Origin of the sequence: Caballeronia sp. GAFFF1 (assembly GCF_023630705.1) — a bacterium.
GTDB lineage: Bacteria > Pseudomonadota > Gammaproteobacteria > Burkholderiales > Burkholderiaceae > Caballeronia.
Genome location: NZ_JALQEM010000037.1, coordinates 92,093 through 111,899 on the forward strand (window position 1 = coordinate 92,093; position 19,807 = coordinate 111,899).

The following is a 19,807-nucleotide window of genomic DNA, read 5'->3' on the forward strand; positions in this document are numbered from 1 at the left end:
TGTTAATTCCTTGAAAACCGGACGCTGCACCCGCTCTACGCTCTTCCACCGTCAAGGCACGCTCCAACTCAAAACGATCTGCGCCGCGCTCTTTCCTCCGGTGCCACCTGTAAAACCAACGTGCGCCCGCGGCGGGTTCCCGAGTTTCAGAAACGAAACAAGATCGATGTCGTCGATTGTTAGCGGCCCCGTCGTCGCGTGCGGCGGGTCCTGGTCTTCCACTGTGAGTGTGAGCTTCTTGGCTGCGTGGATAAATTGAACATTGACGCGCAGTGCATGGCCGCTGTTGAGCGCAATTCCGTTGTCGCCGAGGTTGTGGGTCCACAAGTTGTTCTTAACTCCGTCACGCCAGATGCTCATGCTGTTGTCGACGACATTGAAGGCTACGGCGATACTCGGTGCGATGCTTGCGGTCGTATTCGTAGTATCGAACGGGTCCTCGGCGTATCCGAGCCCGCTGCCCGAGCTTCCCAAGGCATGTGGTCCCGCAGACTGCACGGTGAAAGTAAGTCCGTCAGCCATGTTCAGGATGTCTATCCCTCGCATCGAGATCGTAAACCGTGTCGAGAAATCGACGACATCGACCGGACTTGTGCTGAACACACTGCCACTTTGAAACGTGGGCACGAAGGCCCGCCCGACGCTGTCGTTGTCGTGTTTTGGATTGGTCACCACGGCGTTGTCCGTCAACAGGATTTTTCGCTGTAGGCTAACGCGCGCTGTGCCGTTGAAGGTCAGCCCTTCGTTTGCGCCAAAGCCCGCCGTGCCCGCTTCGGACGAAAGGTCGTAACCGCCTCCTGTCCCCCTGAGTCCGTAGATGAGCAGCGATGTGCCGTCACCGTCCGGAACGAGTACTTTGCCGTTGGCGATCGTCGGGCAGCAGAACTTGGGCAAGCTAAAGCCGCCTTCCGGATCCTGACTGCTGCGCCAAAGCGAATTCATGCGGGAGAAATTCTTTTGCGGATCGAAGTTCGAGGCGTCGAACGCAATGAGTTCTCCGTCGACACGATAATGGTTAGCATTCTTGAACGGCGGAAAAAGCGCCCATAGAATGGCACTTGAACGATGCTGGCCGTCCCACGAAAGCGACAAAAACCCGCCCGGCATGCCGTCACGGCCAGGGCACTCGTTCGACGCTACCGTCATGCTCCGGGCCGCTTCCATGCCATGTTTGGGAAGTACGTCGCGCCAGTCGGCGGTGACGATGGGCGCGACCGCGATGGCGCCCTGATCGACGAAGCCTCCGGCGAGCGGCTGCCCTGCGAGACGCAATGCGTAGCGGTAGGCGCGCGCCACGTCGTTCTCTCCCCAGACATACACGAGCGTGTTCTCAGCGTCCCCTTGCCACACGACCGGCGCGCCGTGAATGTGGTGAGTGGCATTCATCGGATTCTGAACGGGCGTGACGTTCGGTGCGACCGCACGCGTACCGCGGTGCGGATTGTAGGACGCGAGGAAATACTGAAGCACTACATTGTCGGCTTTGGGCGCGATTTGCCGGGCCGCCGCGTCGTGGATAAGTTGCGAGGTATCGATCAGGTAGAAATAGCCGTCCTTGCCGCCGCCGACGATCCGGTTGTCGGGAAGCAACGCGGGCGCCGATGCGCCGAGGTCGTCGTCCTTTGCTTTGATCTCCTCCGCGTCCTGTTCGTCGCCGTCATTCGCGCCTGGCATGTAGTCGAGGTCGTCGAAAGCGTTGTACCAGCCAAGGACTTCGATGCGGTCATTTGTCAGGCGCATTTTGACGAAGCTCTCGCCCATGTTCGCCGTGCCCGGGCGATCTGTAACCGGTTTCGAATCTCCATTTCCCGTCCCGGCGTACACGTTGCCGTCGCTATCGCTGAGCAAGCCCTGTCCCGCCTGCCAGATGCCGCCCTGCGCGCCGTTGGGCGTCGTGCAAAGCAGGTCGATCTGCGCGAGATTGTCGGACCGGTAAGCGAAGACCCATCCGTGCCACGGATTGATATCGCCGCGCGATCCAAAGGCGATCCACAGTACTCCGTCCACGAGCAACAGGGCCGGACGTTGCAGCAGCGTCATAGCAATGAAGTGCACGCGTGGATTCGGGGAGTCAGTGCCGGTGGCATCCGTCAGAGAAAGTGTGTCGATTTCCGGCTTGGGATTCTGAATGCGCAGCTTGGTCGTCACTTTTAGGTCGCCGTTGTGGCGAGATACTTTTATTCTTTCGTCGGACCGAGCGCGTTTTGACGAGAGGTAGCCTGTTCCGGCGACTGATCCGCCGATCACGACGTTGCGCTTCTTCTGCAGGGTCGTCAGATCGAGCGAATAGAGAATGAACCGGAACGCACCTGCGCGTTCGTCGTCGGAAAGACTGTGGTTCTCGGCCATTTTCTCATCGACAGTACACAAAACGAGATAGATCTCATGACGCGCCAGATCGATCACTGGCGTGCTCAATATGCCGATGGTGGGATGCTCTTCGCGGTCCGACCCGACAATGTCCTGATACGGCGGCTGACCGATGTCGAACCAGCGATGCGAGTCGACAGCGGGATGTTCCGGAAAGCGCGCCTCGGCAAGCGTGGCGCCCGTGTCGACGTCGATGGCGGTCAATACGTTTCCCATGGTCGCGACGAAGGCCGTTTCGTGATCATGGCCATCGGGAAATCGCAACCGGCTGACATAAAGCGGCTGCGCGTAGACTGCGCCGTGACCTAGGGGCACTCTGCGAAGAAGGCCGAATGAGTTCAGATTTACGTTGCCCGGATTCAACCGCGTTTCGGCAGGATTCACACCGGTGCGGCCCGGGTCGTTGCGTTGTGTCAGAACGTTCATCGCGGAAAGCCTTAGAGTGTCGTCGGTGCGCGGTAGCGTGTCGTCAGCTTGAACGACGCCATGAAGTCAGGACGTGGAGCATCTGCCCGAATGCTCCAGTTATGAAATCCCCTTGTTCGGGTGGTCGTGTCCATTGTTGCGCCAGCATCGGTGCGGGAATAGGTTCTTTCGGTGACCTTCATGCCATCAGGATCGGTCAACGTCAGCGTCATGACCGTGCCTGGTGCCCACTCGTGCGAATCGAACAAAAGTGACGCCTTCACGGCAGTGCCCGTCTCGCAGAAGATACGCGCAACATCAATCGCCTTTCCAGCTTGTGCGCACGGGATGTCGAGATCGGACGAACCCTCGAAGACCTGCTGAACATCTTGCCCCTGCGGGCTGTCCCGTTGTCCTAGGCCGGGTATCGAATAGCAGACATAGCCCAATCCGCGGTCGTTGGCCGGGATCGTGAGTCGCACATGGCCTTGTGCATCGGTCACGAGATCGGGCGCGTGACCCGTGTAATCGTGCAATGGCTGATTTGGTGGGAAGCCTGTGGCGACACCGCCCACGCCGCGCGCGCTCACCTTATTGCGGTTGAGTCCGACCAGCAGGCGGTTTCCGCCAGTTCGTTCGAACACGAAGACATCGCGTTCCTTCCATCTTGGCTCGGTCGGCCCTTCCGCGATGTTCTGATGGATCCACATCAGGTTCAAGAGAATCGGTCGTAGCAGGCCGCCGAGGCAACCGGGGGCAGTGCTGAAGTCCTTGAAGAAAACACACGGCAAGCCTTCGGACGTGAGGATAAACGCATAAGCGAGCGGCTTTTCGTCGGGCTGGATGTTGCGGGGAACAAGATCGCGACGCGACTCGGTATCGTGATTCTCAACGAAAGTGACAGCGTGGAACGGATTGGCGCCTGCGAGTCCTGCGTGATCAAGCGAGGCCATGTCGAAGTTAGGATCGTGAGACATGGCGAGAAGCGTGAAGTAAAGCGGGAAGTCGAAGGCGCTGCAACGATTGCCCATCCAGTGCTCCGAGACGATCCAGTTGTTGATCTTTCCAACGTCTCCGTCCCAGTACTCGCCTACCGCGAACTTCCCTGCGGCGTTCGGGTTGTCGAGCAATGCCCGCAGGAATACAGCCGAGACGCCTTGAACATGATCGAGCCGGTAGCCTTGCGCATCAAGCGCGCGAGTCAACCAGTCAACAGCTGCAATGAGCCCCGTCGATACGTAGCCTTCCGGTCGCGCGGTAACATGAGCCAGATCCGGCCCGAAGAATACTTTGGAGCCGATTTGCAGCTCGCCGATTCCGTCCGGAACCGCAGGGTCCTGCGCAATCTCCGGATGGAAATCCGCAGGGATCGGATTCGCTGGATAGCGCGAATGAAAGCAAGTCCGGTTCTTTGCAAAGCGTCCGCCCGTATTCGCACCGAGCGCGTCGCGATATTCGAATGTCGTGCCGTCCACGCCCGTGCCGCCCTTGCGGTGGTTCAATTGCAGATCCAGCACGATATCGAGGCCGTTCGCGCGTAGAACGGCCGCGAGACGCGTCAATTGTTCGCGTGTGCCATAGCGGGTGTGAACCGTGCCCATCTGATGTTTGGACCCGATGTCGTAGTCATCGAACACGCTATAGCCGAGCGCCGCCTCGCGGCTGCCTTGCTCGGCTTTTGTGACGGGAGGAAGCCAGACCGCGGTGACGCCCGCGCGCGCGAGTTCGGCCGCATTTTCGGCGATGTGATCCCACCACCAGGGCGAGTTGTGCGGATCGTTCGGGTCCGACGGGGAAGGAACTGCGATGAACTTTCCTCGCTTGTAGAACGCTTGCAGCAGGATGCGAGGTTGCATCATGCGTGCTCCGTCCCTCGCGAAGCACCTCCATCGTCCGCATGCGACGAGCCTATAAAGGCCGCGGTGCCGATCTGCCGGAGCAGTCGGCCGACGCATAGCCCCGACCAGGCCAGAAGCGCGCTTGAGCAAACGAGCATTGGGGCGTGTGCAGGCGGTGCTATGGAGAAGAAATTGTCAATGGAAAACAGAAGGGGTGAGAGCCATAGCCATCCGCGTCGACCGCGGAAAGCGAGCCCGACCAGGGCGACAAAGAGGATCGGCGTCACCATGTCGGGAAGGTCGAACGTGCGTTGAAGTAGGGTATGGCCCAACACCGCCGCACCGCCGTCGCAAATGCCGAACAGCGCGGCCATCGTTATGCGCATGCGCCAGCAAGTGTTGAAGATACCCAACACCATGCCGGCGAGCATGCTGTCCCAGCCAAGTCGAAGAGTTTCCAGGGCGATCGTGCCGGTCGGGATAGTCATGGGCTGCCCCTCTCAAGATCAAGTGCATCACATTCGGTCGGGCAAAGCTCGCTGCTGGGAAGTAAGAGAGTCGGATCAATGCAGCCGGTTTTCATGAGATCAATCGGTTCGCATACCCTTATGATTCGACTGCTTTAGTAAAGGAAATTCTAGGCTCGAAGTCAATACGCCGGACGGCTCATTATGAGGCAGGCTCGAACGGCGCAAACGCCCGCCGGCTCAACGATCAGCAGCTTCCAACAGCGGTCAACGCAACCGTCGCCGATGAAGAAAGCGCCGGTTGTCGCGCGTACAAAGCCTTCGGTCGAAGTTTTGACAGCTGTCGGGTGGGCGGCCGACGGCGACTGATCACTCTCCAACATCGCGGGTAACGAACATCAAGATTTCTGAATCTAACAGCCTGTCGGTTCTGGTCCATAGTTGGCGAAACACAATGCAATGGCGGACGCAAGCGGAAGGACGAAGACCGTCGACACCACATACAATGTCGTAGTCGCCATGGCTAATAGCTTGGTTGTTAACATGTCGTCGACTGCTGCAACTACGTCCGGCCCTTCTGATATCGATACCGCCAAAGGTTGCTTCGATCAAGGCGGCACTGAAGGACAGAACATACAGAATAGATTTCGCATCCATAGCCAACGGGATGCTGAGTAACTCTCGAGATCTTCTGTCGACGGCGTCTGCTAAGCCGAGAGATCGCCGGCAGGTACTTGGACCGGTGTCTTGCCTATGTTCCCCGCCGAGTCCACACAACGACTTCCGTTTTGCCTGAGTAAGCAGAACCCGGGCGTATTCGGAGATAACGACATCGTCAAAGCATCAATGCCGAAGGCCACGCCTGCGATTCCCGAAGGAAAGGCGGATGGTTCGGCAATGCAGCAGACGACTATTTCAAACTAACCTCGTTAAATTTTTGGACGCTCACCTTATGTTCTGGTCATCTCCCATATTCACCGACCCTTCGAAGTGAGTGAACCGTTAACAAACCAGTGCGCGAAAAGAGGCTCGTTGACGCCGTTAAACTGAGTCCAATGCTCCGTTGCGATAGCATTCGCTGCGGATTGACACGCCTGCCAAAACCGGCAGGAGAAAGTTGAGCGAAAAGCTCATTTTTGCGCGCTCGAAAGCTATGGTTTCCGAGCGCCTTTCGCCCGGAACTCACACCTGCGTGCGTTATCTCGTCTACGTAGGGCGGCCAGGCGGCCGTCGATAGATCGAACGGATATCGGTAAACATAGAAAGCTCGCGAACCGTCCCAGCGTCTGCCACCGTTACTGGTAGTTCGCGAAACGTCGCGTCGTTCATCCGCCCGACTAGGTCATTCACATCTGCATCCTGCCCCCCGAGTGCAGATTCGATCGAGACCTCCCACATGCTTGCTGCGCTGACGGAAACGGCGTGGGCGCTAGCTTTCGACTGCGCTGTATGTGGTTTGATGCCCCGTCTGCGCGGCTCAGACCGCACGTATCGGATGCTCGTTGCACAGGCTATCACGGATGGCTCTTCGCCTGCTCAGCGAACATTCGGCTTGACTGCCCGTATCGGACGGCCTGTGCGACGGTCGGCGAGCGACTGGTCGATCCAACTGGCAAGCGAGTATTAACAGATGCCCGTTTCTGGCCGGTTACCGGAAGTTCTCAGCCCAATGACTGCGTCGACCCATCGCTAGAGAGCGTCAAGCATCGTGGCCAGCCGACTAACATCGCACCGAGCAAGGGGCCAGTTCTGCATGCGTATCGTTGCGGGATACGTTTAGCGCTACGCATGTGGCTATCGACATCATGGCCGAGGACGAAGAATGACCTTGACCGGCGGCACTGACAGCTGTCCCGGTTGTACCGCGGTCGACACTCATCTCACTAGGAGAAAATCATGGCAACTATCGCAGAAGTCTTTCGTGAACTTGCAGCAGAAGGCGGCACTGCACGAGTCACCGTCGTCTCAAATCAAGGCGATGGAATCGCAAGCTACACCGTCGGAACAATGTTCTACGTTTCGCGGCCCTCTTCGGCACAAAAGGGCGAGGCGCCGGCTTTTATGAGGGATCATCTTTCCAGTGACGGTGCGGATGCTCAGGTAAGCTTCAGCGATCGATTTGTGAGCATCGATGCTGGAAACGGCTCAACGGAGCAACAGCCGTTTAGCATGCGCGCGACTAACATGGCTGCTATCGCAATCGCTCCTGCCGAGGGCAGCGGTCAAGATAGTAAGACGTGGCTTGTCAACATTCGACTTCCCGGCCCGTTCAATCGGACATTGGACTTCAAGGCGAACGTCGATGGCAGCACGCTTGTTGGCACCTCGTCAACCGCAATCGGCATTACGGAACATGTAGATACCGCCGTATTTGTCGTTTCTCTAAAACGAGACCAGCCCCTTAAGTAACACGATAGTTGAAGAAGGACGCGGGCGCACCGTCGGGCGAATGGTCGCGCCCGCACTTCTTTCCCGGATTAAGCGCCCGCTCCAACCGCGTCTCGGGCATCGTCTGCGAGCCCCAGAATCGGTGTCCATCCAACCGAAATTATCGGTTACTCATTGCGACTTCCGACGACTACGAGTTCACGCTGGCTTGATACCGCCGTGACGCATACCTTTTAGGCGGAATGTCCTGCGAACAATGTGTTTCCGCCTTATTGAGCCTTCGTTCGTGTCCTACGCTGGGGTCGGAAAAGGCTGACCGTGGCTGCGATCGTAAGTCGGCGGACGCCTGAAAAGATGGCTTCAAAATGCTTCTAGACCATACCATCAGCCAGATTGTGTTCGCATTTGACCTACAGACGACGGATTCCCGTCGTGCGCCGGATCGGTGACCGGCGGCATGCCGAGCTTGATGCCGCTCTCCGCAAGCGCGACGATAAGTTCCGTACGCCGCCTGACGTTGAAGTGTGCGAGCAGGTTGCTGACATACTTGCGCACTGTGATGTCCTCTAGCCCCATCCGTGTAGCGATGGCCTTGCTTGGGAGTCCTCTCGTCAACCACGTGAGGCATTCGAACTCCCTGGGTGCGAGCTTGAGGTCCGCAGCGGTGCTAATCTTTGTTCCGGTTGAAGGAACCGTGTCAGTGGGCGATTGTGGCACGATGGTAGTCTCGCGCCTGAAGTGATCGATGCTTGTCGCCGGCAGGAACACGCCCCCGGCAAGCACCGCGCTAATCGCCGCGTGAAGTGCTTCAGGCGGGGCCGATTTGGGCACGTAGCCCATTGCGCACAGCTTAACGCAGCGGCCGACAGTTTCAACACGCTCATCCGCCGATGTCACGATTACTGGCAGGGAGGGTCGCGCCTCTTTGAGTTCGGCGAGCGCAGCAATGCCATGCCCGTCCGGCAGATCCAGATCGAGAAAAACCATGTTGAGTTTCTCGCGCAGCGCTTCCCTCACGCCTTCCATGAGCGTGCTGGCTTGAAGCAATTCGATATGTGGATAAAGTTCCTTCAGCAGCAGCGCCAGCCCCGCCCGGAAGAGTGCGTGGTCGTCGACAATGAGTACACGCATAACGGCAGTCTCCAGAAGGCGCGACAGACATGCACCATTTTAAGCGTGCTACATGCGTAGCATGCAAATGCGGACGTTCTCAAGGTATGGGGCCACATACATGACCGGAACCTTCTCTGGGCTGCGTCGTTGCAAGGTGGCTGACTGCACGAAGTATGATTTCCGGCGAGGACGATTTGCGTAGAAGCTCGAACGGTTCCGCGAAGCCTTCCAAAGCACAAGGGGGAGAAAGTTCACCGGTAACGAAGGCGATGGGAATTACGCCCGACCACGCAAATCGCCGCCTAATACGCGCGGCGCCTTCGAGGCCAGTCGATCCGTCACCGAGACGAATGTCGAGTACGGCGACATCTGGGACTCGCTCGTTCTCGATTAGGATCGCGTCAATGCCATTTATGGAGTCGGCAGTGTCGACGAGTGCTCCAGCACTTGCAAACAAGTTCCGTAATCCTTCCAGGACGGTCGGCTCGTCGTCGCAGAGAAGCACATACCTTCCTTCCAAGACGGTCGAACTTAGGTCGTCGCGTTGCCCGTCGGATGGCGCCTCAAGTGGCACCTCTGCAACCGGGACATATATCATGAAGCGAGACCCCCGCCCTTCGACAGAATTGAAGCGCATGCTGTGCTGCGGCAATATGCTCACGACGCGGCGAACGATGGACAAGCCGAGCCCTAGTCCCTTTGAGCGATCACGACCGGGATTCGCCACCTGGAAATACTCGTTGAATATTGCGTTCCAGTGCTGCGGTGCGATCCCGATGCCAGTGTCCCATACGTCGATGCGAACGCGGTCCCCAACCTGTATCCAGCCAATGCCGACTCCACCTGAGACCGTGTTCTTGATCGCGTTCGAGATGAGGTTGGACAACGCCCGTTTCAACAACGAACGATCGCTCTGAATTGGCGTCGGGCGGCGCCCGCGTCCGCTGACTCTAAACTGGAGTCCGCGTTGCTTCGCAAGTTCGCGGTATTGCTCGCGGACTTCCATGATTGTTTCATATAAATCGATAGGCGCAAGATGCGGGATGTACGATCCCAGTTCGCTATAGTCCTGAATATCTTTGAACATATCCTGGATGTCTCGTGCCGTTTCCTGAATCACATCGAGGTCGTTTTTGATTTCTTCGCCCCGATCAGACTTTATTCTAGCGCTGCGTACGAAGAGGTTAATCGCGGCAAGCGGTTGTTGAATATCGTGGTATGCGGCGGAGAAGAAACGCTCTTTCTCTGCGAGTATTTCCCGCATACGCTGATTGTGCTGTCGGAGAGCGTGAGACGCCACATCGACGCGCGCCTTTGAGGCGCGGAGGGAACGCCGGAACAAGAAATCGCGGCGCGCAGCAAGCTCGAGCTGAACACAAACGGCGACGCCAAGCAGATACTCACAGCACAGAAAAATACTACCGACGATCCAATCAAAGCGCACTGTCTCGCTATCGATACGCTTGGAGATACAAAGGTACAGTTCGACTGCCACGAATGCCGCGACCATAAGTCCGCCTTGCCATATTGCCACGATGGCGCGCAGTCTAAACAGCGTAAAAAATACAAAAAGGGCGAGAAGAAGACCCGCGAAGTGAACCCGAAAATTCTCGGTGGGCGAGATAACCAACAATAGCAACAGCACTAGGTAGCCACTGAAGGTGCCCACAGTGAGGTAGCAGACAGCGCTACGCTCGTCGTACGCACGTCGACTAAACAGTAGCTTCAATGTTGCGGCCGCAATACCCACTGTCCCGATGAGACGAACAACAACGTTTTGAAAGAAAATACTAGGGTCATGCGCATGCACCATCCACCAGTACCAATCGAGACCCATAAACGCCGGAAACACAATGACGCCCAAGACCGCGCCCCAACGCCGCTGGATTGCAAAACGACGCGCATAGTCGGCAAGAAAGGAACGTTCGGCCGGCGCATGGCGAAATCTGCGGACGGTAAAGGCTGCCTTTTTCATATCCTTCCTCGGCCGTTAGGTTCGTCGAGCATCGGCCTCAAGAAACCGCTGTCATCAGAGAGGATGCTCTTGTTCACTGGCTGCAGCATGGCGTCATGGACTAGTCATGCGCCGATTCTTGCAAACTGCATCATCTTTGCCCGGTCGCAACGGCAGGCCGTGGCGACGCATCACGCGATACACCCGCTTTGCATTGACGCGCGGTTGAGCCAGCGCATCGCGGCTTCGCCTCTGAAGCGCCCATGCACGTCGATAGCCATATGTCGGCACGTCGCCTAACAACTCGTGAAGTTCGGCGACAAGCGCCATGTCGCCGAGGACGGGCATCTTGCACCGGTCGACCCAATCAGCCGACCGCTTTGATTTGACTGCGAGATTCGGGCGCGACACACAAAGGACTTCACAGACCGTTTTCAACGGTCGTCCCCCGGCAGCAATGTTGAGCGCGCAGTCAATTTTTTGCACGACCATACTCCACTGCTTCACGGAGGATTTCTACCTCATCGTCTTCTTCCCAGCAATCGCTGAAGCTCACGAATCTGCTTCATCGCTTGGCTAGGTCCGATGCCGGCACAACCTGCTCGCCGGCACTGACCGCCCTGATAGAGCTTCCGCCAGCCGAAGAACTGGTTGTCATCTACTTGATGCCGGCAAGCGACGCCAGAAACGGTCGCACTGGGCTCGAAGGTCTCGCGAACTATCGCTGGCTTTTCTTCAACAGAACGCCGGCGGCGCTGCTCCGGCTGGGTCAGAACTTCTAGCGGTTCCACGTTGTGACTAGGCTTAAACATAGGCAGAAGACCACCTCGCAATGCAAGCGTTACCGCATGTCCGGTGTTTGCGAGGGCCGGCCCACTTAACAATAACGCTTGAGACGATTAATACCTTTCGAACTGCTTAAAAGCGACGTGTGAGTTTTTGAGCCGACTGCCAAATTCACGGCCTGAACGCATTACGAACGAATGTCCTCCCCAGGCCGCCACGAATCATTCATAATCGAGAAAAGCTTTCTCATCAGCTCAGCTGGGTCGGCGGGTTCGTATCGTTGAACCGGGCCGTACTCATGACGCCCTCCGCTGTGTTCGATCCGGTCATCATAGTCACGATCGGATCCCGCCGTTTGCGCCCTCAAGTCTGACGACAGTTGATGGCCGTCTCCGCAATTCCGAGAGGTCGCTACAAAGCTCGGGGCGGCATCGTCTCGCGCATGTCCGCAATGGGGCATACTTATCCACAGCTTACGTGGATAACCGTGTAGATAACGCTACAAGGCAGACGCTATGTTCTTGACGGAAAACATCAAACCCATGGTGATGCGACGATCGTCACGACGGCGTTATGTCAATCGAAAAGCGGTTCGCGCGCCGTTGAACTGATGCCCGAGCATTCTCCCTGGGGCGACCAAGGCTCGGCCGTGACCCCGTTGCCGAACGTCGAGGAGATGGATTATCCGCGCGTTCCGGTAGATCCACGACGAACTTGGCTGCACGATGTCCTAGTCACGATATACCTCGCACGGACACGTCTAAGCCGACGCAGCGCACCTACCATCCTGCGCACTGCACTATCTTGCTAAGGATTCTCACCGCTTCATCCAGACGGACGGGTGACAAAGCCGTGATTGGCTCCGCGCCAGTGTGCCGCCAGAGCATTGCGTGCAGTTTTGATATCGCCGTGGGCAAAATCGAAAGACGCGAGGAACGTCCGGGAAGATGATCTCCGCACGCTTCTCGTACACCTCTTCAATTCAGGCGGTACAGCCATGGGATCATCTTGCTCAACAGCCGGCCAATCCTTGACCAAACGGCGGGCGTTCCTGCGCTCGGGCTCCGCCCTCGCATTATCACTAGCTTCGATGAGCGCTTGGCCCGCGTCCGTTGTCCGGAAGCCCGTCGGAACTATCAACGAGAACAACTCGGCGAGCTTTCACAAGTCAAAAGATGGCACGATGATCTACTTCAAAGATTGGGGTGCAGGTCCCCCAATCGTCTTCTCTCACGGCTGGCCACTTGACGCCGACGCGTGGGATCCGCAGATGTTCTTCTTTGCGTCGCAAGGGTACCGAGTCATCGCCCACGATCGACGAGGCCACGGACGCTCGATGCAGCCCTGGCTCGGCAATGATATGGACACGTACGCCGACGACCTCGCAGGTCTTCTTGATGCGCTCGATGTCAAGCAAGCTATGCTCGTCGGACATTCGACCGGCGGAGGTGAGGTGTCCCACTACGTCGGAAGGCATGGAACCGGTCGCGTGTCGAAGATTGCGCTAATCGGCGCGGTCCCGCCGGTCATGCTGAAAAGCGATAAAAACCCGGGCGGAATGCCCATTGCAGAGTTCGACAAGATCAGACTAGGGACGCTCGATCGCGCCAATTTCTACAAAGACCTCGCGATTCCGTTCTATGGCTATAACCGGGCACGCGCGCACCGTGAGCAAGGCATCATCGACGAGTTCTGGCGATAGGGAACGCTTGGTAGCATCAAGGGGCAATACGACTGTGTCAGGGCGTTCTCAGAGGTCGATTTCACTGACGACCTCCGGACGTTCAATGTACCGACGCTGTTCTTGCACGGTGACGACGATCAGATCGTTCCTTTTAATGACTCCGCAGCGCTCTCGTCCCAAGATCGTGAAGGGCTCCGTCCTCAAGGTCTACGAGGGTGCACCGCATGGCATGTGCACTACCCTGGCGGACCGGGTTAACGCAGATTTACTCGCCTTCGCGCGCGCGTGAGTGCAGTTGGACGGCCGACCGGCGAGGGTTCGTGCACCGTCAGCTCTCTTCTAGAAGTCCGGGTGCCAGATAGCGGCTACTGCCTAGCTCGAGACGAGCGGTCGGGAGCACCCAGGCCCGACCGGCTTAACCTCAAGTCTTAACTTTTATTTGGGCGCCAAAGGATCCGACTCCAACAGGCAGAGGAAAGAGTCACCAGGTTCCCTGGCGATGGTCTTCCCGACGCCCGAGCCAGTACAGCGTGCAGGGACGCGGAACACCCGCCTGCGCCGAGCCTTCATGCGTGCGTCAACTGCGATTCTGCATCGCGCAACGCGGTGCGCAACCCTTCTTCGACAACGGGATGATAGAACGGCATGGCCAACATTGCGTCAACAGTCAACCCTGATTGCAGTGACCATGCAAGCAGATGCGCGATGTGCTCCGCATCCGGCCCGATCCATTCCGCCCCTAAGAAACGGCGTGTACTTCGATTAACGTAGACGTGCATGAGGCCAATGTTTCGAAGCATAATACGACTGCGCCCTTGGTCCTCGACTCGCTTTGCCCGTTACGAACCTACTGTCGGCAAGGTCGACGTAGCGCGCGCCAACCATGGCGATACCGGGCTCAGTAAACACGACTGACATCGGTGCACGACTCACAAGTCGTTCAGTTATCGGGAATCGTGCGGCGTTGATACCCGCTGTGCGACCCTCGTCTGCAGCTTCGTGCAGCAGCGGCAAAACGCCGTTTGCATCACCCGCGATGAAAACCGGCCGATTGCGAGCCTGAAGCGTCTCGGGATCAAACAGTGGCAAGCCGCGCTCATCTACCTCCATCGTCGTATTCCCGATCGCGAGCCCGTCAACATTCGGCGTACGTCCAGCTGTCACAAGCACGTAATCGAATGTGTCGTCCACAAGCTCACCTGCACTAGACCGATAGCGCATATGGACTGTGTCTCCTTCTCGTGTGACCGCCCCAACCTCCGCGTTGGGATCGAACCGTAAAGAAGCGCTGAACACCCATTGCGCGTAACGCCGGACAGTACGATCGGTCAGCGGACCAACGCGATCACGTGCACCTAGTAACGTGACGTCGACACCAAGCCATGCGAGCGCTTGGCTCAACTCCAGGCCGATGACGCCCGCTCCCACCACGGCCACTTTTCGCGGCAGGTCGGTCCAAGCGAACACGTCGTCGTTGATGATAGCGCGATCGCCGAGAGCACGATAAAGGGTGGGCATCTTAGGCGCCGATCCAGTCGCGATAACGACGCTTCGCGCGTGCACCCGCTTTCCGCCTACCTCTAGAAGATTATCGTCGACAAATCTTGCATGGCCGAGTAGCCGGTCGTCGGAAATAATGCGTTCCGTCGATTCCACCACCAGGTCGACGAACCGATCGCGTTCGCCTCGAACGCGCGCCATAACCTCTCTTCCATCTATCAGCACGGAGCCGTCTATGCGCACACCGAAGCGTGCACTTTCGCGCGCTGCATGCGCCGCACGGGCTGCGGCGATGAGCAACTTGGACGGCATACATCCGACGCGAGCACATGTGGTCCCATAAGCCGCACCTTCAACGAGCAATGCTGACGCACCGGCGGCCTTCGCCGCCCGGTAGGCGGAAAGCCCAGCAGTGCCGGCACCCACCACCACAACATCAGTTTTGAGCATTTCCATCGCGCACCTCCGTGGTGACGCAACGCGTGCACGAATCCGGCAAGGATACGTACAGTCCAGTAGGATGGTTCGCATTGCAGACTTCAATGTATGCGCGGTGGTACGCAGAGTGAACGCCCGACCGTCTCAATAACCCGCTCAATCGGCTCAAATGGACCTGCTCAGCCGTTTCCTAGCTTTGATGCCCATTAGTGGGCGAGTGGACGTGCGCTGTCACTTTGGCGCGCCATGGTCTATCGATGAAGGGGTAGCCGGCGTCCATGAAATCCGGTACCACGTGCTCCTGTCTGGCCATGCAGTGCTCGAAGACGGTAACGGCCCACCGCAGCGTTTAGAGGCTGGCGACATCGTCCTTTTCCCGACGCGATGCTCGCATCGTATTCATGACGGTAGTCGGGCACCACCTGTTCCGCCCACTCACCGCCAGAACTTGGCGCTGGTTGTCGCCGAGAACAACGCCGACGGTGATATCGCCGCTATCCTGTGCGGCCGCTTCTTGCTTGGGGCGGTGCCTGACCGCCTGTTGCGAGATCACCTCCCTCCGAGACTAATAGTCAAGAGCAACAGCGCAGGTAGTCGCAGTGGCCCCGCCGTGGAAGCCGGGTCCGCGGCCGATGCGAACTCACGTCTTGCGCGGCTGATTGCGCTTATGCGTGAAGAGGCTTCGGACGAACGTCCCGGGAATGAGACGCTCGTCAATCACCTATCAGCCGCGTTGTTTGCACTGACGCTGCGGTTCGCAAGCGAGTCGGAGGATCCACCATACGGGCTGCTCGCTCTTGCCGGAAACGCGCGCCTACAAGCTGCCGTCTCGGCCATGTTTGAAGGGCCGGGACGACCGTGGACTCTCGACCAGTTTGCTGAGCTATGCCATATGTCACGGGCAACATTCGCCCGGCAGTTCCATGAAGCGATTGGACGTTCGGCCACCGACCTTTTGACTGAAGTACGGATGACCGTCGCCGGACGAGCTTTGCTGGAAACGAAGTCCGCGGTCGGTGAGATAGGCGAGATGGTCGGCTACCTGTCCGAAGCGGCGTTTCACAGGACCTTCAAGAAGCAGATCGGGATGTCACCTGCGCGATGGCGGGCGTCTGGCGGCCATGTGCAAGCCGCCCGCGACGTGAGCGCTCTGAGCGTCCAATGAAAGCTTAGCGCCAGGTAGGAGCTGCGCACGGATTGCCTCAAAGGGCGAAATGATGCGTGGCGGGCGTTGCGAGAGCTGGCTACGCCCGGCTTGATCAGATCTAGCACTTTCTTGAGACGATCTGCACTTTCCGAGCTAAGAGCCGCTTCCTAATCTTGAAGCACAGAACCACCGATGCATGCCGACGGGAATACCACTCGGCGGAATCTGCCGGACCCGCATAGGAACGGGAGCGCCTCTCTACTGCTTAGGCGCTGCTGTCTAAGAACCGTTCGGTGGCGGTCAATCAACCTTACGTTGAGCCCGCACCGGCTCAGCACGCTCACTCAGTGTCGGAGTAGAACATGCTCGCGATGACAACCCGGTTTCCGCCTGTAAAACACACGCTTGGCGCTGCTGCGCTGTGCTACATCGTTGCTGGTGGCTGCCTGCATGCTAATGCTGCCGATTCCGCCGAAAGTGCGTCAGCACCCTCAGCCGCTTCGAAAAGCTGGCAAGCGGGACTACGTAGGACGGACCTAGTCACACAAGACTTGGCAACGCCGAACGAACAATTGATCCAAGTCAGGGTCGACTTCGATCCGGGCGTCGCGGCGCCAAAGCATTCCCATCCGGGGGTGGAGGTTGCCTACGTAATTAAGGGAAGCCTCGAATACACCCTCGAGGGGCATCCACCTGTATCGCTCAAGGCCGGTGAATCGCTTTACATCCCACCGGGCGTCCCACACATCGCCCGAAACGTTGGTCCTGATGTCGGCTCAGAGCTCGCAACATACATCGTCGACAAGCGGAAGCCTCTGGTACACATCGAAAAGTAGCATTTCTATCCGCTTGGCGAAGGCAGTGTCGGTCCTGAATCGAAAGGACGAACCGAAATGGAGCAGAAGATGAATTTCCTTAATATGGTGAAGATGGTCCTTTGGAGTTTCTTCGGCATTCGGAATGGAGCCGGTCAGAGAGACGACATCAGGAGCGCAAATTTTCGTTATCTACCTGTCGTGGCCGTCTTAGTGGCCGCAGCCATAGTGGCGATTCTATTAACCTTTGTTCACGTCGTTACCCACGGCGCAACGATGCCGACGCAAGGCTTCTAGCCCGTCCCGGTTTTATAACGAAAGGTCCTGGGTAACGCTTCGACGCTACACGTGGGATATGTCTTACCGTCCGTACCAAACGGGCAGCATTGGAGCCGCGCCATTAGCAACGCTTTCCTTGCAAGGTCAATCTTGCGCTGCCCGAACTGTTGTCCTCCCGAGCCGACCCGAAACCCCTCTCGAGATACGGTTTCTGACCTTTTCAGGAATGCGGCTCCTCACCTACTTTTGCCAGGTCGTGGAGCACCCATCGATTTTTTTGCTTTTCGTGCGAACAAGCAATACAGCAGCCGTCGTTTCGTAGACCATGTAGATAAGCAGTGTGACAAAACCCCTCATGATCCAATTTGGGAGGCGCTGACATGATGAGCACGGATGCCAGTATCGAAAACGCGTGGACAGTCATACTGTCGAGGCTGAGCGCCAGATCGGACACCATGCGCCGGATGAAGACGAAGGGTGCCCTGCAGTTCCCGTGGCGGGGGGGCTACGACTCGACCCACCACGCAGCCATCCCCGATGCTCTGCAGCACACTGGCCAAACTGCAACGATCAAAATCCTGGACCTGGCCGAAAGGGCCGTCATCGTCTCTTGGCACGACTCAACCTCCTGCCACTACGACTACCAGAAGTGGTTCAAGGCAAAAGCACGTAAGACCGGCATCTGCGCGTTAAGCGGCCGCGAGATACACAGAGGAGCCTATGTCTTCAGGCCGTCCCAAGCTCACCGTCCGGTGAACTCCGAGTCGATGATTCTGGCGAGCGCCGTTGAGGCAGAACTGCTTGAGGCGGGGCACCTGTTCTAACTGATAGCGTTCAAGGTCCGGCTTACTCCGTTCTATGGTGCAAGCGCATCTTGACCAGCGACGATTCGTTCGGGGACGCGGTTCCACATTGAAGACCCTTGCGTGAGCGTCGACCCAACGACTCCTTTGCTTTGCCGAGCGACGACTGAATAGCTTTATTCTTCGATGCATCGTGCCCGAAACCCGAACATGGAGATCCACGCGAGGCTAAGCGTTATGTTGGCAGCAACGGTCGTAAGCTCCGCCCTTTGCTCGACCGCGCAAGGCCAGACCAATGCTGCATTTTTTGGCAGCATCGACGAGGGGATTACGTACACGAACAACACACAGGGAAAGCGCACGGCATTAGTCGGACCCGCGGCAGTGCCAGACTTCTTTGGATTGAGAGGCAGTGAGAGGCTGACCGACTCTCTAAGCGCCTTCTTCGCTTTGCAACAGGGATTCCGGTCAAACAATGGGCAGCCGATCTTACCGGGCGAGGCTTACAGCTATTTCAGCTATGTCGGACTATCGATTAAGCGCGTTGGCAGTTTCGCGTTTGGGCGACAGCTCGACCTCGCAGCGGATGCGCTGCGCGTCAATTCGAACGGTTCAAACCACCTTTCGTTTTACTATTTTCATCCGGCAAACCTTGACAACCTGGGCATCCTGGGGGACTCGATTGAAAATGCCATCAAGTACTCGACGCCTTTGTTTCATGCAGTACAGGCAAGCGCCCTTTACGGGATCGCCGATAGGACCAATCAGCATGGTCGTGTCTTAAGCTTAGCCATTGTTTTAGACAGGCATCCGCTACGTGTGTCCGTGGTCTACAGCAGCTGGCGGGACCATGCAATACCGCTCGTCTCCGGACTCGGGCGGTCCGAGTTCCTTGGACAGTACTTGGGAGGCGGTGCGACGTTCCTAGCGAAAAGGCAAGACATCTATGGGCTGTCGGCGTTCTACGCAGTCGGAAAGCTGATTGACGTGCATGCGGTCTTATCGCAGGTGAATCTTGCCTCGTCAAGCCAGAGCGACCGCATGCGCAACGTCGAGTTCGGCGTCAATTATCACCTGACGACCGTCGATACAATTACCTTCGGCGGCTACGAGTCGTGGCTCTCCGGAACCCGGTATTCGGAAGTTGGGCTCGGGAACCTGTTTGCGGCTTCAAAGCGCACGACGCTATATGTGCAGGCCGTTTGCCAGCACACGCACGGAACGGCGAACGCCGCGATTCCCTTGTTAGCGGCATCGTCAAGCCGCAACCAGCTTGCCTTGCGCATAGGCGTGCATCACTTCTTTTGACGGCGACGTAACGCGGTCATCTCACGATTGAAAGTCGCCTCGCCCAGGTCGGCACCGTTCAACTCGCCGTGCTAACGCTTACGGACGCGTGCTAAACCGGTAGACGATAGGTCTTCTGAGCTTGATAGTGAAGGCATGGTGGACACGGAAGCACGGACCGTGTCCCTCGTGAATACCTGGGCTTTGCCGCTACTGTTGCACTGTATAGCGCAGTCAACGAAGGCCGCTTCGCTACAAACCTGCACCAAAGGACAAAATCATGCAACGCGCTCTCGTTCTTGTCTCATTAGCAACCATCACGCAGATCGCCCTAGCCGACGGCGATCCGCACTATCCTGAATCACTCACCAACGATGCGACGTCACAACCGCCGCTCACCCGAGAGGAGGTTCGAGGAGAGATTCGCAGCCTTGGTAGCGTAGGCTATCGAGTCGGTGATGGCGATCAAAGCTCATACCCCTCTGGGATTCAAGCAGCCGAACGGAAACTCACGAATAGACGCTAGCCTCGCT

Annotated in this window: 13 protein-coding genes and 2 pseudogenes; 7 read left to right on the forward strand and 8 right to left on the reverse strand. The window is 57.6% G+C overall.

Annotation, left to right across the window (positions count from 1 at the left end; genetic code table 11):
- Positions 1-51: 51 nt before the first annotated feature.
- Genes NCR37_RS22600 through NCR37_RS22610 form a run of 3 tightly spaced genes read right to left on the reverse strand, consistent with a single transcriptional unit; the run spans position 52 to position 5,101 of the window.
- Positions 52-2,796, reverse strand: a complete 2,745-nt coding sequence (locus tag NCR37_RS22600; RefSeq protein WP_250475043.1) for an L-type lectin-domain containing protein — start codon at positions 2,794-2,796, stop codon at positions 52-54.
- A gap of 11 nt (positions 2,797-2,807) precedes the next feature.
- Positions 2,808-4,634 (reverse strand): alpha-amylase family glycosyl hydrolase, encoded by a 1,827-nt coding sequence (locus NCR37_RS22605; RefSeq protein ID WP_250475044.1) that lies wholly within the window; start codon positions 4,632-4,634, stop codon positions 2,808-2,810.
- Positions 4,631-5,101: a lipoate--protein ligase family protein gene (locus NCR37_RS22610; RefSeq protein ID WP_250475045.1), complete on the reverse strand. Its 471-nt coding sequence runs from the start codon at positions 5,099-5,101 to the stop codon at positions 4,631-4,633. The genes NCR37_RS22605 and NCR37_RS22610 overlap by 4 nt, the downstream gene beginning before the upstream one ends.
- 1,875 nt (positions 5,102-6,976) lie before the next feature.
- Between NCR37_RS22610 and NCR37_RS22615 the strand changes: the two genes are divergently transcribed.
- Complete coding sequence (locus NCR37_RS22615; RefSeq protein WP_250475046.1) at positions 6,977-7,489, forward strand: hypothetical protein; 513 nt, start codon at positions 6,977-6,979, stop codon at positions 7,487-7,489.
- A 363-nt stretch (positions 7,490-7,852) separates the two neighbouring features.
- On the opposite strand, the gene NCR37_RS22620 is transcribed toward NCR37_RS22615, so the two are convergent.
- From NCR37_RS22620 to NCR37_RS28580, 4 genes are all read right to left on the reverse strand, one after another.
- The gene (locus NCR37_RS22620) at positions 7,853-8,599 is read right to left on the reverse strand and encodes a response regulator transcription factor (RefSeq protein WP_250475047.1); all 747 of its coding nucleotides are present in this window, start codon (positions 8,597-8,599) and stop codon (positions 7,853-7,855) included.
- Between the two features lie 79 nt (positions 8,600-8,678).
- Entirely contained in the window at positions 8,679-10,556 is a 1,878-nt protein-coding gene (locus NCR37_RS22625; RefSeq protein ID WP_250475048.1) for an ATP-binding response regulator, read from the reverse strand.
- Positions 10,557-10,649: 93 nt separating this feature from the next.
- Positions 10,650-11,021, reverse strand: a complete 372-nt coding sequence (locus tag NCR37_RS28575) for an IS3 family transposase (protein WP_350029080.1) — start codon at positions 11,019-11,021, stop codon at positions 10,650-10,652.
- A 35-nt stretch (positions 11,022-11,056) separates the two neighbouring features.
- On the reverse strand, positions 11,057-11,347 hold the full coding sequence (locus NCR37_RS28580; RefSeq protein WP_350029081.1) for a transposase: 291 nt from the start codon (positions 11,345-11,347) through the stop codon (positions 11,057-11,059).
- A 1,157-nt stretch (positions 11,348-12,504) separates the two neighbouring features.
- Between NCR37_RS28580 and NCR37_RS22635 the strand changes: the two are divergent.
- Positions 12,505-13,294: pseudogene (locus NCR37_RS22635) on the forward strand (alpha/beta fold hydrolase).
- A 277-nt stretch (positions 13,295-13,571) separates the two neighbouring features.
- Here NCR37_RS22635 and NCR37_RS22640 read toward each other — a convergent pair.
- A pseudogene (locus NCR37_RS22640) lies at positions 13,572-14,961 on the reverse strand (dihydrolipoyl dehydrogenase).
- Positions 14,962-15,112: 151 nt separating this feature from the next.
- Between NCR37_RS22640 and NCR37_RS22645 the strand changes: the two are divergent.
- From NCR37_RS22645 to NCR37_RS22665, 5 genes are all read left to right on the forward strand, one after another.
- The gene (locus tag NCR37_RS22645; RefSeq protein ID WP_250475049.1) at positions 15,113-16,108 is read left to right on the forward strand and encodes an AraC family transcriptional regulator; all 996 of its coding nucleotides are present in this window, start codon (positions 15,113-15,115) and stop codon (positions 16,106-16,108) included.
- A 344-nt stretch (positions 16,109-16,452) separates the two neighbouring features.
- A complete protein-coding gene (locus tag NCR37_RS22650) occupies positions 16,453-16,926 on the forward strand; it encodes a cupin domain-containing protein (protein ID WP_250475050.1) in 474 nt (157 codons plus the stop codon).
- Between the two features lie 57 nt (positions 16,927-16,983).
- On the forward strand, positions 16,984-17,202 hold the full coding sequence (locus NCR37_RS22655) for a DUF2970 domain-containing protein (protein ID WP_250475051.1): 219 nt from the start codon (positions 16,984-16,986) through the stop codon (positions 17,200-17,202).
- A gap of 362 nt (positions 17,203-17,564) precedes the next feature.
- Positions 17,565-18,008, forward strand: coding sequence for a DUF3331 domain-containing protein (locus NCR37_RS22660; RefSeq protein ID WP_250475052.1), 444 nt, complete (start codon positions 17,565-17,567; stop codon positions 18,006-18,008).
- Between the two features lie 189 nt (positions 18,009-18,197).
- Positions 18,198-19,295 carry a porin gene (locus NCR37_RS22665; protein ID WP_250475053.1) on the forward strand — a complete coding sequence of 366 codons (1,098 nt, stop codon included), beginning with the start codon at positions 18,198-18,200 and terminating at the stop codon, positions 19,293-19,295.
- The last annotated feature ends 512 nt before the right edge of the window (positions 19,296-19,807 follow it).